20 protein-coding genes and 1 pseudogene are annotated in these 14,339 nt (G+C 51.1%); 16 read left to right on the forward strand and 5 right to left on the reverse strand.

The window, feature by feature from the left end; translation table 11 throughout:
- Positions 1-128: 128 nt before the first annotated feature.
- Positions 129-565 (reverse strand): annotated as a pseudogene (locus PJL69_RS20300) (IS3 family transposase); the annotation flags it as partial.
- 84 nt (positions 566-649) lie between these two features.
- Here PJL69_RS20300 and PJL69_RS00015 point away from each other — a divergent pair.
- Genes PJL69_RS00015 through PJL69_RS00025 form a run of 3 tightly spaced genes read left to right on the forward strand, consistent with a single transcriptional unit; the run spans position 650 to position 1,759 of the window.
- Entirely contained in the window at positions 650-1,087 is a 438-nt protein-coding gene (locus PJL69_RS00015) for a hypothetical protein (RefSeq protein ID WP_271307836.1), read from the forward strand.
- Positions 1,084-1,434 carry an IS66 family insertion sequence element accessory protein TnpB gene (gene tnpB, locus PJL69_RS00020; protein ID WP_271307837.1) on the forward strand — a complete coding sequence of 117 codons (351 nt, stop codon included), beginning with the start codon at positions 1,084-1,086 and terminating at the stop codon, positions 1,432-1,434. Before PJL69_RS00015 ends, tnpB (PJL69_RS00020) begins: the two co-directional genes overlap by 4 nt.
- Positions 1,435-1,453: 19 nt before the next feature.
- Complete coding sequence (locus PJL69_RS00025) at positions 1,454-1,759, forward strand: hypothetical protein (RefSeq protein WP_271307838.1); 306 nt, start codon at positions 1,454-1,456, stop codon at positions 1,757-1,759.
- Between the two features lie 99 nt (positions 1,760-1,858).
- Here PJL69_RS00025 and PJL69_RS00030 read toward each other — a convergent pair whose 3' ends face one another.
- Positions 1,859-2,806, reverse strand: a complete 948-nt coding sequence (locus PJL69_RS00030; RefSeq protein WP_271307839.1) for a LysR family transcriptional regulator — start codon at positions 2,804-2,806, stop codon at positions 1,859-1,861.
- Positions 2,807-2,910: 104 nt separating this feature from the next.
- Between PJL69_RS00030 and PJL69_RS00035 the strand changes: the two genes are divergently transcribed.
- The 3 genes from PJL69_RS00035 to PJL69_RS00045 all read left to right on the forward strand — a co-directional run bounded on the left by PJL69_RS00035 (position 2,911) and on the right by PJL69_RS00045 (position 5,553).
- Complete coding sequence (locus tag PJL69_RS00035; RefSeq protein ID WP_271307840.1) at positions 2,911-3,834, forward strand: SDR family NAD(P)-dependent oxidoreductase; 924 nt, start codon at positions 2,911-2,913, stop codon at positions 3,832-3,834.
- 17 nt (positions 3,835-3,851) lie between these two features.
- On the forward strand, positions 3,852-4,226 hold the full coding sequence (locus PJL69_RS00040; RefSeq protein ID WP_271307841.1) for a DUF4345 family protein: 375 nt from the start codon (positions 3,852-3,854) through the stop codon (positions 4,224-4,226).
- 295 nt (positions 4,227-4,521) lie between these two features.
- Positions 4,522-5,553 carry a hypothetical protein gene (locus tag PJL69_RS00045; protein ID WP_271307842.1) on the forward strand — a complete coding sequence of 344 codons (1,032 nt, stop codon included), beginning with the start codon at positions 4,522-4,524 and terminating at the stop codon, positions 5,551-5,553.
- Positions 5,554-5,782: 229 nt separating this feature from the next.
- Here the strand turns inward: PJL69_RS00045 and PJL69_RS00050 are convergent, their stop codons facing one another.
- Positions 5,783-6,277 (reverse strand): helix-turn-helix domain-containing protein, encoded by a 495-nt coding sequence (locus tag PJL69_RS00050; RefSeq protein WP_271307843.1) that lies wholly within the window; start codon positions 6,275-6,277, stop codon positions 5,783-5,785.
- Between the two features lie 131 nt (positions 6,278-6,408).
- Between PJL69_RS00050 and PJL69_RS20305 the strand changes: the two genes are divergently transcribed.
- From PJL69_RS20305 to PJL69_RS00080, 7 genes are all read left to right on the forward strand, one after another.
- Positions 6,409-6,642: a helix-turn-helix domain-containing protein gene (locus PJL69_RS20305; RefSeq protein ID WP_441347445.1), complete on the forward strand. Its 234-nt coding sequence runs from the start codon at positions 6,409-6,411 to the stop codon at positions 6,640-6,642.
- A 205-nt stretch (positions 6,643-6,847) separates the two neighbouring features.
- Positions 6,848-7,609, forward strand: a complete 762-nt coding sequence (locus tag PJL69_RS00055) for an IS66 family transposase zinc-finger binding domain-containing protein (RefSeq protein WP_271307844.1) — start codon at positions 6,848-6,850, stop codon at positions 7,607-7,609.
- An 8-nt stretch (positions 7,610-7,617) separates the two neighbouring features.
- Positions 7,618-8,532, forward strand: coding sequence for an IS66 family transposase (gene tnpC / locus PJL69_RS00060; RefSeq protein WP_271307845.1), 915 nt, complete (start codon positions 7,618-7,620; stop codon positions 8,530-8,532).
- Between the two features lie 285 nt (positions 8,533-8,817).
- Positions 8,818-9,084: a hypothetical protein gene (locus PJL69_RS00065; protein WP_271307846.1), complete on the forward strand. Its 267-nt coding sequence runs from the start codon at positions 8,818-8,820 to the stop codon at positions 9,082-9,084.
- A gap of 100 nt (positions 9,085-9,184) precedes the next feature.
- Positions 9,185-10,075 (forward strand): hypothetical protein, encoded by an 891-nt coding sequence (locus PJL69_RS00070; RefSeq protein WP_271307847.1) that lies wholly within the window; start codon positions 9,185-9,187, stop codon positions 10,073-10,075.
- 50 nt (positions 10,076-10,125) lie between these two features.
- Positions 10,126-10,956 carry an ATP-binding protein gene (locus PJL69_RS00075; RefSeq protein WP_271307848.1) on the forward strand — a complete coding sequence of 277 codons (831 nt, stop codon included), beginning with the start codon at positions 10,126-10,128 and terminating at the stop codon, positions 10,954-10,956.
- A 36-nt stretch (positions 10,957-10,992) separates the two neighbouring features.
- Positions 10,993-12,033 (forward strand): AAA family ATPase, encoded by a 1,041-nt coding sequence (locus PJL69_RS00080; RefSeq protein WP_271307849.1) that lies wholly within the window; start codon positions 10,993-10,995, stop codon positions 12,031-12,033.
- 78 nt (positions 12,034-12,111) lie between these two features.
- Here the strand turns inward: PJL69_RS00080 and PJL69_RS00085 are convergent, their stop codons facing one another.
- Both PJL69_RS00085 and PJL69_RS00090 read right to left on the reverse strand, forming a co-directional pair.
- A complete protein-coding gene (locus PJL69_RS00085) occupies positions 12,112-12,303 on the reverse strand; it encodes a hypothetical protein (RefSeq protein ID WP_271307850.1) in 192 nt (63 codons plus the stop codon).
- Positions 12,304-12,322: 19 nt separating this feature from the next.
- Positions 12,323-12,709: a hypothetical protein gene (locus PJL69_RS00090; protein ID WP_271307851.1), complete on the reverse strand. Its 387-nt coding sequence runs from the start codon at positions 12,707-12,709 to the stop codon at positions 12,323-12,325.
- A 645-nt stretch (positions 12,710-13,354) separates the two neighbouring features.
- On the opposite strand from PJL69_RS00090, the gene PJL69_RS00095 reads away from it, so the two are divergent.
- The 3 genes from PJL69_RS00095 to PJL69_RS00105 are packed head-to-tail and all read left to right on the forward strand — an operon-like array spanning position 13,355 to position 14,289.
- Positions 13,355-13,738, forward strand: coding sequence for a hypothetical protein (locus PJL69_RS00095; protein WP_271307852.1), 384 nt, complete (start codon positions 13,355-13,357; stop codon positions 13,736-13,738).
- Positions 13,735-14,085, forward strand: coding sequence for an IS66 family insertion sequence element accessory protein TnpB (tnpB, locus tag PJL69_RS00100; protein WP_271307853.1), 351 nt, complete (start codon positions 13,735-13,737; stop codon positions 14,083-14,085). Before PJL69_RS00095 ends, tnpB (PJL69_RS00100) begins: the two co-directional genes overlap by 4 nt.
- 18 nt (positions 14,086-14,103) lie before the next feature.
- Positions 14,104-14,289 carry a hypothetical protein gene (locus tag PJL69_RS00105; protein ID WP_271307854.1) on the forward strand — a complete coding sequence of 62 codons (186 nt, stop codon included), beginning with the start codon at positions 14,104-14,106 and terminating at the stop codon, positions 14,287-14,289.
- The last annotated feature ends 50 nt before the right edge of the window (positions 14,290-14,339 follow it).

Genomic DNA, 14,339 nt, shown 5'->3' on the forward strand with positions numbered 1-14,339 from the left:
AAATTAGCACTTAGATCAATGCTCTAGCGCCCCAATGGGCGCCGATCGCGTTTGGCGATCAAGAACCGTGGAAGCACTGTGGAAGCAACGAGACGAAATTGGGCGTATGGCAGAACGGCAACGACCACCGCAGCCACCAATGTCTGGATACGTGGCAGGACCACCGCGTCTTGGGCTTTATGGTAGCCCCGACGCGGCTTTGCGCGCCCGTTCAGCCGCTCGTGCAGGTTGGAACGGGAGACCTCCAAAACATCAGCGACGGTCGTCATCGCAAATCGTCTCGTTTCGACGATTGCGCAAGCAAGGTCGGTTTTTGGCCTGTGATTTGTCCAGCGCATCCTTCAAGATCTTCACTTCCATCGTCTTGCGCCCGAGCAGGCGTTCAAGTTCCCGGATGGTGGACTCCATATCACGGACCGTCTTGTTCCCGGTGATACTGTCATCTGCGGCCACAGCGATGCTTCCCCCTAGGAGCATGAGTTTGCGCTAACGTATACAGCATGTTGGAAGCCACCTCATGGCGAACCGCAGCAGCAGAGATGCTCTCCGCATCATACATGGTCTGTAAGCGTTGCATCTGAACCCCCATCTGCCCTCTGAACACCCAGGTAGAAAAATCCTATGCTGCTCCCAAAAGGATACAGGCTCTATGGATTCTCAAAAGTTAGGTGGTCTCGCAAGTGATCAGAAAATCGAAAAAATCTTTCATGCCTACGGTTACTCCATCCCAGTCGGGAGAGACGGCCGCCGCCTGTGGCCCAAGAGGTTTAAAAACGAGATCGGTCAGCGCATGAACTCTGGTCGTCTCTCACCCCGTGATGTCGCAAAAACCTGTGGCATCTCAAGCGCAACGGCTGCTGACTGGAAAAAGGATGCAAAGCGAGAGGCAACTGGCCCGCATTCAACACTGAAGCCGAAATCTAAATCTACATTTGTTGAGATGCAGGTTGAGAAGGATGTAAGCGCCTCCCGCGCTACTTTGGAACCCATTGTGTTCAAAAGTTCAGATTGTGAGATCCAATTTCCGCGAGATTTTCCCATGGAACGGCTGGCCGTTCTGATCGTCGAATGTGGGCGCAAGCGATGATTACGCCAGCAGGAAACTTCACATTTTACGTCGCCTCTAAACCTGTCGACTTTCGAAAAGGAATGGATGGCCTGGCGTCCTTGGTGATGAATGAGTTCGACCTCGATCCATTTAGCGGTGCAATCTTTATTTTCCGCTCAAAACGCTCAGACCGCCTTAAGTTGTTAGTTTGGGACGGCACGGGACTCGTCCTGATATACAAGCGGATCGAGGGTAAAGGGTTTGAGTGGCCAAGCATCAGCGATGGCGTAATCACGATCAATAAATCTCAGTTCGAAGCGCTTTTTGAGGGGTTGGATTGGAAACGAGTAGTGCCACGCCACTCCCGACGGCCTGCATTAGCATGAAGCCAAATAGGAGCCCATTTTGCCTGATCTAACCATTCCCAGTATCCCTGAAAGCGTTCTAGAGAGCCTAACCGAGCTCGCCGGGGAAGCTGGATGTTCACTTGAGGAGTATGCTGCCAGGTTAGTTAAGGATGCGGTGGCTGATTTTTGGTGCGAACAAGGTACTGACATTTCGTTCACGCAGCTCCAGGCTAACATGGAAGCCATTTTTCGAATTGCAGATCGTAATGCTGTTTTCCTGATGGACGCTAAAGGCCAACGGTTTGTTTTGCTCTCAGTTTCAGAGTTTGAGCAGATATCAGGAAACGCGACTGGCAGCATATAATGACAGTACCACTCCGCGCACTCGGGAGAATGCAACCTTAACCGCAATAGCTGACATTGCGACAAGAAGCAGCGAAGAACCGCTCCGAGCCCAACCTGCTCATTTGTTGAGACGCAGCGAAGGACCGCTATTCGAGCGTGTTGTTCCAGATACCCAGAACTCGTTACGCCTTGATTTTACCTGTTCAGCTAGAAAATCAACAAAGAGCCGCACCCGTGCGGTGTTTCGAAGATCGCGATGTAGCAAAAGCCAGATGCTCCGATACGGAATAGGCTTTTGAAAAGGCGCGCGGATCAAATCGGGATGGCGGTCGCCAAGATTACACGCGAGATAGGCCATGCCCAAACCGGAAGCCGCCAATGTGATCAAGGGCACAAGTTCTGACACACGGTGCTTGAGCTGGGCTTTCGGATAGTAACCATCTTTGATCCACTTGGCCGTGATCACCTCCTCGGGTTCATGCCAACCGATAAAATGAAGACCCTCTCCGCCGTTGTCACGGATCTTCTCTGCGTATTCCCTGCTGCAATATGCGGCTTGGGACATTTGAACCAACCGGCGCCCCACCACATCATCGGTCACTTCACTGGCGATGCGCAACGAGACATCCGCTTCGCGCCGGGTCAGATCGCGAATATCATTTGTGAAGTTCATATTCAGGGTGATGTCCGGATAGAGCTCAGCAAAAGCGGCAAAATCATCCATCAATGATGTCATCGCCAGACCATGGGGCAGTGTCACGTAAACCGTGCCCGTCGGCTGCCTATCCCGCCCCACGATCACCCGAGACGCCGCTGCCATCTCTTCTTCTACCCGTTCCGCACGTGGCAACAGATCTTCGCCAAGCTGTGTCAGAACCAGACCTTGTTTGGAGCGATCAAAAAGGCGACTGCCCACACGCTCCTCCATCACCGAAAGCCTTCGAGTGAGAGTCGTGTGATTGACCTGAATGCTATCCGCCCCACCCCGCAGCGTGCCAGTGCGGGCAACCGCAAGAAAGTACTTCAGATCATCCCAGTTGAAAGAGTGGCTTTCCTGAATGGACATAAGACATGTGTTTCATAATTGAACCACCGTGTCCACAAATACCCATATACAGTTCATTTCAGGATCAGCCTACCTTGGGTGCATCAAACCCAAGGAGGCTCTCAATGAACCAGATACAATCTGTATTGATCACCGGCGCAAATGCCGGATTGGGCCGCGAGGCGGCCCGGCAACTTGCGCTTCAGAAAGGCATCTCCAAAGTCTATATGGCCTGTCGCAACGCAACCAAAGCCCAAGCTGCCAAAGCGTCGCTGGAGCATGAAACCGGACGCAAGATTTTTGAAATTATCTTGATGGACGTGACCGATCCAGCCTCGGTCCGCGCCGCAGTGGCCAAGCTGTCCACCCCAATTGACGCGGTGGTTCTAAACGCGGGCGGCACAGGTGGGCAGAGCCCAAACAGCCTCACAAATGACGGCGTCACCCAGATCTTCGCAACCAATGTACTTGGGCATGTTGTGCTGGTGGACGCTTTGCTGGACCGCCAGTTGGTGACGTCCACAATCCTCTATGCCGGATCGGAGGCCGCACGTGGCATTCCCAAAATGGGCATGCACCGCCCCGACCTGTCCGATGGGACAGTGGAGGAGTTCAAGTCAATCGCTGATGGCAGCAAGTTTGGTCCTGAGGGTGATCCGATGCAGACCTACGGCTATGCCAAACTGACGGCGACCCTCTGGATGGGTGCGATGGCGCGTCAACACCCGCATATTCGCTTTGTCACCATGAGCCCCGGAGGCACCGCAGGAACCGCTGGCTTTGACGACCTGCCATTTTTGAAACGCATTGTGTTCAAACATGTCGGCGGCGTTCTGATGCCTCTGTTTGGCATGATGCACAGCGTCGAAGCCGGGGCGAAGCGCTATCTGGACGGGCTGCTGAACCCAGAATTTAAGACCGGCCACTTCTACGCCAGCGAAACAGGCTACCCCACCGGACCGGTCGTGGATCAGGCCAGCATTGATGCGGCTCTGTCAGACATCACCACGCAAGACAACGCACACCTGGCGCTACGCCAATTCGCTTGAAACCAAGGAGAAACAGAATGGAAACCGCACTGAATATTCTCGTCATCCTCGCAACTCTCATGCTCTCGGGTCTCGGCATCATGTCGATGTTTGCTCCCCAACGCATGGTTGCCAATTTTGCCATCGAACCCGTAGGCACAGCGGGTCTTAGCACAATCCGTTCGGTGATTGGTGGCCTGTTTCTGGCTTCAGTCACTTTGCTGGTGATCGGCCTGACCACCGGGCAAACACTGGGCTATCTGGCTGTTGCGATCCTGATGGCGGTTGTTGCTGTCGGACGTATTGTCGGAATTCTGGCGGACGGATTTGACAAGGCTGTTTTGCCCCCGTTGGTCGTTGAGCTTGTGATTATTGCGGTGTTGCTGTCAGCCTACTACCAGCTATCCCTCTAATCGACTTTGAAGCAGATGGATGGCGACTAGATGGAAGTCGCCGTCCAATCGGCCCATCATCAAGCTCACAAGCGGACATTTGAACAACTTCTGCTTTGTCCCGCTTTTTTGCCATCGAAAGTCTCTGTCTCCATTGACTGCTCTCAGCCCAAAGCGGCTTTTGGTGCAGCCCGCAGCGAAACTTCACTTTGAGCCCATAAAGACGGATGCTGCACGATGCACGAATGTGCGATAGCTAGCGACTAGATGCGGTTAATCTCAAGCCGTTCGAAGTCGGATCAAATTAGAGCAAAGTATGTTTAGGACATTGTTGGAGAAAATCGTTGGGAGTGAACGCTCCTGGCAGCGCGGGGCGAACTCTGAAAAGTTTGCTCGAATATTGGATCAAGGTAAGAGCATCTTGCACTCAACCAATGACCCCAATGCCCTAAGCAAAATTGAAGGAAAGATTAGGTCAGAGCTTCACCTACACTACCGTTGGTCTTCGGACAGCGGGGATATCCTCAAAGCTGCGCGAGAAGAAATTCGAGCGATTCAGGAAATGCCCGATCTCGCTCACGTTTTCATGTTTCATGGCGACGGACGAGTTAGAGAAGAGGCAATTCGAAATTTGACGGGACCACTGCCCACGCCCGCATGCGTTTACGCGCTTTTTTGGCGTCTGAACGATTGGGTACCACAAGTGCGGAGTTTGTCACATAAGACACTCAAAAGGGTCATGCCTTCTACTTCAGCCATGGTCGTTGTTCCCGCACTTAAAGCCATTTTACCACATCTGAGCAGCTGGGGCCGTTGGTCTGGTGAGGGGCCGGAGGCTGTACGTAAAATCTTGGGCAGACCAGACATTTCCGCTCGCATATTGGAAGACATAAAAATGACAAGACAGCCACGTCTGGGTCAGATTTTTAGCGAGCTAAGCCGCAACTCTGTGATCGACGAGCATATCGAAAGCGTCTTTAAGACTGCACCTCTACCACACATTCGTACTATGGCTCTCGACATGCTTTTGTCGGGAAAAGCACGCTGGCCCACGGGTAAATCGAAGCGTATCTGGATTGACCGCTCGATGGGTGAATATCGAATCGAGGCCATTTATGATCATAGGGAGCTATCGATACCAGTGACCCGAATTAACCTTATCGCTGTCGGTGCCTTAGATCGTTCTGCAATGGTTCGAAGACGTGCCGCCGATGGATTGATAGCTATGCGAAACGACCCAGACTTAAGGGCTGAATTGGACGCAATAGCTATAAGTCTTCGGGATGACCCAAACATTGGTGTGCGAAATAGAATAGAAATTTTTGGACGGAAACAACCAATAGCCTAAATTCGTGTTTCTTGATGCGGACCTTGATTTTGACAAGGTCAACGGCAGCAAAGTCCCGCTTAACGGCCATCGTCGCAGTCACCGTGTAGGGTCTGCAATGCGGGACGGTACTGCCCTTCCCCGCACATGCAGTCTGGGTGCTCCTACGAACTCGCTATGTGCAGGGAAAAGGACAGACACAGACCGGCAACCTCTAGATCAGAGCAGACAGCAAAATTCACAGCACTATTTAAGTGTGCCCTCTCAATCGATCACGCATCTCACGATAGCGCTTCGTGAAAGTGGACCGATGAATCCCTAAGATTTTTGCAGCCGCAGTGTGGTTTCCATTTGCAGCTTTGAAAGCTATAGCCAGCTCCCAGTCGGATGTACGAGGTGAAGGACGCCCCAAATGAGAAAGGTAGTTTAAACGTCGACGCTGTTTGTCCACCCACTTGGCGTCAACGCCATGTCGTTTGGCGATTTCAGTATCAGAACGATTGCACTCAAACTCCGATTTCAGCAAAGCGTCAAAGTCGAAACCAAAATGTTCGAGCGCTTTCAAGAGCGTTGTGTTTCGTACGCCAAAAGCTTTTTTCAGTGACTTCAGTGACCCTGATTGTTCTATCAGCCCCACAAATGTCTCGGCTTTGACGGTAGCCCCTTGACCATTGCTCATATGGACCACGTGGTCATCGAAAATGAACAATCTATTTTTAGTTTCATGTGTCGAAAAGTCCTGCATTAATCCCGCTGTCCAAATCTGTCATTTTCACCTTAGTTTTGAGCATATTGCATTGTGAAACAGTGCTTTTTGTTGTGCCGAATACGCTAATGTGATTCGTGCTCGAAGCAGACACGAATTGCGGGCACGATATGGAAGATTTTAAGGCTAGACATTTGAAAACCAAATTCTTGCTCCAGAAGGCAGGAAGCAATTTCAATGAGATCGCAAGAGAACTGGATCTTAGCCATAGTACAGTTTTGTCCGTAAGCAACTCCCGCTCCGTTTCTAAACGTGTACAAGCTCTTATCGCAGAGAAGATCGGAGTCCATCCCGCGACCATTTGGCCAGAGCGCTATCCAGAAAATGAAGAGGAAACAAATTGAGCGGCTAATTTAACGGGCTCTGAATCGAAATAGGCCCCCGAGGATGTCACATATCCTCGGGGGCCTCGGAAAATCGCTTTGGCTATCACGATCTCTTCCCTTTTCATCCCATTCCCACTTCTGAAAATCAAGTGAAAACACGCCCGAACTCTCGGGCGTGAGCAAAACAGCTGTATTCACAGTTTACATGGGATGAACCTAAACAATGAGAGAAATTCAAACTGCCTGCGCGGGTCTCGCCAGGCACCAAGAAAGTTATGTGGCAAGGCTGGCACTTCTAATCGCAGAGTTCGATGCAAAACGTGACCTCGATCACGAGAATCAAATCGTAACGAAGGATGCTCAAATATCTACAAAGTCGGCAGAGCTGAAAGTCGTGCAGGCCGACAACCGTTTGCTTAGAGCGAAGCTCAACAAGTTGCAGGATATGCAGTTCGGCCAAAAGAGCGAAAAAGGAAGCCAGGCGACTGAGCAGAAACAACCTACAGACGCACAGGCGGACAAAGATGCGCCAGGTACAGAACCCGAGGCCGACGCCCCTAAGCCGGATGCCTCTAAAACGACTGGAACCAAGCCTCGCGGTCAGCGAGGTCGTCAAAAGATCTCGATTCCAGCCAATGTGCCGCGTGACATTCGTTTCATTGAACCAGAAACAGGCTCAATCTGTGGCTGCGGATGCAATATGCGCCCGTTTGGGGAGCAGATCATTGAACGCCTGACCTTCGTACCAGCGCAGCTGCGCGTTATCGAAGAACATTACCCGAAGTATGTGTGCCGTACCTGTGACAAGTTCGTGCAGGCTCCCGTCCCAAAACGCGCCTTCGAACAAACGCGGTTTGATGATCAACTCATAGCCGGCTTGGCCATCAGCAAGTTTGCAGACTTCATTCCAAACTATCGTCAGGAGCAGATTTTCAAGCGGTCCGGGGTTCAACTTCATCGATCATCGATCATCGATCATCGATGATGAGGATGATGAACAGTGCAACTGATGCCCTGTGGCCGGTTTTTGAAGCGTTAGAACGCGATCTTAAGTCAAATTCAAAACTCTACATGGATGAGACTGTTTTGGCGCAGCTTGATCCAGGTACTGGAAAAACCAAAACCTGTTATGTCTGGGCGCTCTGCCGTGATGACCGCCGCTGGAAAGGAAACTCTAACCCCGGCGTGGTTTTTCATTTCAAGCAATCTCGACACGGCAAACATGCTGAGGAGATTCTAAAGGGCTTTTCCGGCACACTGCAAGTTGATGGATATACTGGCTACAACCGACTGACCAGTAAGGGCCGCGACGGTGGCCCAATCACACTGGCCTATTGCTGGGCGCATGTCCGTAGGAAGTTCTTGGATGTAGTTAAAGCGACGAAATCAAAAGAGGCACAGCGTATCTTAGACCTTATTGGTCAGATCTACGGTTTAGAACAAGAGATGCAGAAGCCTTCTCCGCTTTCAGCTGCGGCACGCAGATCCATTCGCCAAAGTGAAAGCCTGCCACTGATTGAACAGTTGTTTCACATGCTGCGAGAGCTATCGGGAAAAATTTCAATGAAGTCCACTTTGGGCAGTGCCATCAAGTATACAATGAAACTAATGGATGGCTTGCAGGTGTTCTTGAGCGACGGGCGTGTTGAGTTCGACAGTAATGCCGTCGAAAACACCATTCGGCCCATTGCCCTGCTGCGCAAGAACGCCCTGTTTGCCGGTTCCGAGGTCGGTGGCCGCAACTGGGCCGTCATGGCCAGCATCATCGGCACTTGTCGCATGAATGGTGTAGAACCGTACGCTTATCTGACCTGGGTGTTTGAGCAGATGGCAAAGGGACATCCCCGCTCCCGATATGATGAGTTGCTTCCTTGGCACTGCCCAAACGGTAAATTTGCCATCGAGTAAGTCACGCGTGACTCAATCAGTTTTCCCGTCCGGCAACAGTCGGGCGGGCTTTCGGCGTGCCTGCGGGCGGAAACCGACCATTCGTCGCGACCTCCAACAGTGCCCGCTTTGCGCAGATAGCGCCCTTTGCAAAGTCGGGGTGATCGGGCACGATCTCCTGCCCGACACGGCCCACAGCGGCCTTTCGTCGATTGTACAATATGCTGCGATCGCATCCGACTTTGCGGACATTGGATTCCGTGATCAGTGCTTCTATCATCTGCGGCAGGCCAAAGAGGTATTCAGATGGAACGCGAACTCAATCTTGTTATTTCCAGCGCTTCGCAGCGCATCGTTGAGGATGGGATGCCATTCAAGGTGGACATCTACAAACTCGAAGGCGGGGACGGTTGGTCGCTGGAAGTTGTGACAGAAGACGGGACATCCATTGTCTGGGACGATCTCTTTGAAGACGACCGAGCCGCATTCGAAGAGGCAATCAGCACCATTCGCAACGAAGGCGCAGTCGCTTTTTCGAACGGTGGTTCAAACGTCGTCCCGTTTAAGCAGTAGGCGAACGGCCCCAAACTGCCGTTTGCGCGATGGGATGATTAGAGGTGCAGCTTCTCAATAGCGGGTTTGACTGCCTGAGCGCTCGAAATCTCCCTGATTAATGACAACACCAATTTCTAAAGTTGAGAAACCTTCAATGAATTTTGCATCATGGCGAAAATGTGATTTTCAGCTCCATACTCCACGAGATCCCAATTGGAATGGGAAAAGGCCCATTGGTTTGGGCGATGGAACTGACAATGGCCCGGCAACACAAGCCGATGTAGATGCTGCTCGGCTAGCATGGGCGAATGATTTCATTAGGATTTGTCTAAAGAGAGATCTGCGAGCTGTAGCGATCACCGACCATCATGAAATGGTAATGATACCATACGTGCAGCAGGCTATATCTCAACGACGTCCTGAGGAAGCCAACTTTGACCTATGGCTATTTCCTGGAATGGAGCTGACCTGCCGCAATGGTGTGCAATGCTTGATCATTTTTGACGCTGATCTTTCGGATGAGTGGCGCATTGAAGCCCAATCCAAATTAGGGATTACAATCCCATCATTGAATGTGAATGGAAAGCAAGGACCTAAGGTTACGCAGCTTGATTTCCCGTATCCTGAAATCTCTAATCGACTTGATGTAGTCCCGGAGCTTCAGGGGCGATATATTGTTCTGCCAAATGTCTCTCAGGGAGGCCAGCACACTGTCTTAACTGAAGGATCCCACGCGGACTTCAAGTCTATGTCTTATGTGGGGGGCTACCTCGATACAGGGCAGAATATTGAAACGATAAACAGAAAGAATAAGAGGCGCTTATCAGGTGAAGAAGACATCTGGGGAAAACGTTTCGTTTATCCTTTGCCCACATCGGATGGCCGATCTGCGGACTTTTCCAAGGTAGGTACAAATAGCTGTTGGATTAAGCTTGCTGCACCTACCGCTGAGGCGATCAGGCAAGCGTTTTGGGGCATCGATCTCGCATTTCGATCGAACCACCCCTAACACCTACGCTGAGTGTGAACTTCATTGAGATCAGCGGGTCGGAAATCCTTATGGATCGGCGGACAGACCTCAGCTCGGAACTGAACTCATTTATCGGCGGGAGAGGTAGTGGTAAAAGCACATTGCTCGAATATGTCGCTTTCGGACTAGGCCGCAGTTGCTACGATCTACCGAAAGATTCTTATTCTGGAGCAGTCCGACTAAAAGAACTCATATCTCAAACGCTCATCGCTAAAGGAGCAACACTAACAATTGGTGTTGTTCAAGATGGCGCGGAATTCACAATTCGCCGTAGCGGAGCGAACGCTTACCAGCCCGACATAACTTACCCAGACGGCTCGACCCAAAGGCTGAGCATTCAAGAGCTCCGAACTCTTTTTCCTTCTGTCGTTTACAGCCAGGGAGAGCTCTCTGAACTTGGAAAACAGGCCGGCAAGCGCACTCACATCTCGGACCTGCTGCAATTTGTTGATCAAGAATATAAACGTGAAGATGAGCGACTTAATTCAGAAATAGAAGGAGCGAAAACCCGTGTACGACAGGCTGTTCAAGGACTTTCGTCAGCTTGGGCACTAGAAGCCAAGATTAGCAAGTACGCAGCCTCAAAGGCCTCACTAGAACAGCGCATTGCCGCATTGCAAAAGACGCTTCCTGAATTATCAGATGCCGACAAGGCAACCGTTGATAAATATGAAAACCTATCCGCTCTCGAGGCCAAGAGACAACAGGCGACAGCCCAAGTGGCTTCTGTCATGGAGGACGTTACCCAGCTTTGGCATACTTCCAGAAAGCCCGTAGACCTGAGCTCGGCGTTACCTGAAGCGGAAAAATTTCAGAAGGCATTCGCGGAGTTCCACTCCGCATTTTCGAGTGGTATTTAAGCGCTTGGAATTGAGCTTGGAAAACACCGCGATGCCATGGCTGAAGGCGGGGCAGATATAGACGGCGCTCTTGAAGCCGCGAAAGTCGAGCGCGATTTGGCTATGGAAAAACTCACTGAACATCGATCAGCTACGGCCCAGATTTCCAATCTCCAAGTTGAACTTCAAGGGGTTCTCAAGCGAATTGCTGAACTGTCAGTCACCACCAGTTCCGCTGATGAATGGTTTGAAAAGCTGAAATCGGCGGTTGATGAGTTGAAACATACCGTCGAACTCAAGGGCGGGAAGACGAGAGAATGGGCCGACAAGATCGAGACATTATCTGGCAAAAGGATAGAGGCCCAGCTGAAGGCTGACGCAAACTGGTCCGGTATTCATGACGCTGTAGAGGTTATAACGGCCAAGGCAGGCATTAAGGAAGCAACGAGAATTCAACGAACGGACGAGTACTTTGAGAATTCAGGTGTTTGGCCATCTCTCGACAGATTGAGGGCTGATGCCCTCGCCGCTCTTCGCTGGAATGTCCTTTCGCAATCTGAAAGCGGCAAGCCACCACAGATGGACGCACTAACAGAAGCCACCGGCGCAACACCAAGAGCTATTGAACGATGCGTTGAATTGATGGATGTCCCGCGTGTTGAGGCTATAGCCACCGCGGTTCCGAGCGATGACATCTCTTTGCTTTACTGTGATGAAGATAGAAAAATATCATTTGAAAAAGCTTCGGAAGGCCAACGCGCAGCAGCACTCTTGTTCATGTTGCTAGAACAGCCGGGTGGGCCACTTCTGGTCGACCAACCAGAAGGAGACCTCGACAATAAGATTGTGTCGGACCTTGCCGAAAAGCTTCACGATGCCAAAAAGAACAGACAGATCATATTTGCGAGTCACAATGCGAACATCGTTGTTAACGGTTCGTCGGAACTGGTTCTTGGCCTGGACGTAAGTGAAAACGCGAAAAGAGATGTCACCTGCGAGGGGGCAATCGACACAAAAGAGGTCTGCGATAAAATCACAGAAATTATGGAAGGCGGACCACAAGCGTTTCGCGACAGAAAAGAAAAGTACGGCTACTGAATATACTCTTTTTTACCTGAGTAGATCTCGAAACATTCTCCTGAAAAGGTGCCGATAGCTCGCCAACGGTCTCTCGGGTCATTTCAAGGTCTGCTCTAGCGGCGCCATTAAATCCATGCTGCAATGCGGAGAACGGTCGCTTCCCCGTCCGACCTTGCGCGGCCGCCGGGCGCGAGCGGCGGTAGCGATCGCGTCCGCTTCGGGCTGGCGGCTGCCATTGGAGACGTCGAATTCTAATGACTGCAATGCGGGACGCAGTTGCCATTCCATCCTTTGCGCTCAACGCCCGCTATTCGCTATGCAATCGATGCCATGGCACGAAGAGTATGCAGACGACAACCAAAACGTCTAAGACTAGGTGAAACGTAAGGTATTCAGCAAAGCTCTTTGGCTGAAGACTGGCCTTTAGGTCCGCTGGGAAATTTGGAGACAACTGTGCCAATAGCGCATGACGTTGTTGAACCAACGACGAGATAGCTTCGAAATTCGATGCAGCAAACACAATGAAAACAAGTACAAGAACTACTTTCAAAGTGGCGTTCTTAGTGAAGTTTTTCCCGCTTGCCAGAATCCCGACCAGTGCCGATGAGACGCCGATAAAGAAGTTCCAATAGGTGTTCATGTAAGATCCACGCTCTATCAAAAGTTCTAATAATTGGAAGTCATGTTCAGCCATGAGACGCTATCACCTATTTGCAATTTAGGATTAGTTTCAATGGGATGCCATCGACTGATAATACCCAAAGCGTACATTCATTCAAGCCGCAGCATCGGTGAGTTTGGGCTCAAAGTGAAGTTTCGCTGCGGTCTGCACCAAAGGCCGCTTCGGGCTGAGACTTGTCGTTCGTTACGCTTGGCGTGAATGGCAGCTTAGGGCCGGAAGGGTGCAAATGTGCATTGCCGTATTGGCGCTACGCGCCAATATGCGCCAACGCTGGAAATACAGATAGGTGTTTCAGCCGGGGTCACTTGCAACGCTTACCATGGTCTCTTGCGCGATCCGCAGCTTGTCAGCCGCAGGCCAGCGACGACGGCGACCGTTGTCGGTAATGATTTCAATCTCAGACATGAGCATGTGCTTAAGGCTATCCTTAAGCCTCCTTGGTCAAGCCACGGTGGCCGGTCAAAATGGGGGGCAGTTCAAGCCCGCAATCCAACGGTATTTCAGAAGCCTTCGTGAAAACGCTCAAGCGCGATTACGTTCGCTTAAACCAGCTGCCCAACGCGAAAACGTAAGCGTTGCATCTGACCCCCTAAATAGCGTCTGACGCTTTAGGTGTCATCGTGAGATACTACTGCAAAACGCAGTAGAGGTGGAACCATGGCGCTGGAAACGAGATCATTCGAAGTTTACGGATTTACCATCGAAGTCCACGCTGGTGGCCGCCGCGTCTGGCCGCCTAGCTTCAAACGCTTCATCAATGACAAAATGGATCGTGGCGAATTGAGCGTCGGCGAAGTCATGAAGACCTGCAACGTCTCGCAATCCCTCGTTTACAAATGGCGTGGTGACGTTCGTCGGGGGGGACGCGTCAAAGCGAAGATAAAAGAAGAACGGATGTTCTCCGAAGTCATTGTCCAAGAAGATCCAAGCGTACCTGACAGTCTTTCGGAAATCGTTCTACGCGGGAAGCAGCTAGAGATTACCTTGCCTGCTTCCTATCCGTTATCGGACCTCGTTTCTGTGATCCACGCGCTCTCATGATTTCACCGTCTGGAAATTTCAAACTCTACCTTGCTTCTAAGCCAGTCGATTTCCGCAAAGGGATGGACGGACTAGCTGCGATCGTCATGAACGAATTCGAACTGGATCCATTCAGCGGTGCGATCTTCATCTTTCGCGCCAAACGCGCTGACAGGATGAAAATAATTGTTTGGGACGGTACTGGTCTTGTCATGACCTACAAACGGATCGAAGGAGCCGGTTTCGTTTGGCCACGAATGAAAGACGGGGTTATCACCATCAATCGTTCGCAATTTGAGGCTCTTTTTGAAGGCCTGGATTGGCAACGGGTCGTTCCACGGCATGTTCGGAAGCCGATCGCCGTCTAACCAAGAAAGGTACAAGTAATGACCCAGAACTTTTCAGATGTAGAGTTGGCACAAAATCACGCTTTGCAAAAAAATATCATAGATGAAGCCTATGCTACTGGTGACGAAACATTAATTGAACAAGCCATCATTCAGGTCGAAGCTGCGCATCGCCTGAAGAATAGCGGCATGCTGGAATGGTTGCTCCCGAACGAAGATGACTAGTCCCACCGCAGAAGAGAATGTTGACGGGGTGTTCAACTTTGAAAACGGTC

It is taken from the genome of Shimia sp. MMG029, from assembly GCF_027947445.1.
Taxonomy (GTDB): Bacteria; Pseudomonadota; Alphaproteobacteria; order Rhodobacterales; family Rhodobacteraceae; genus Shimia.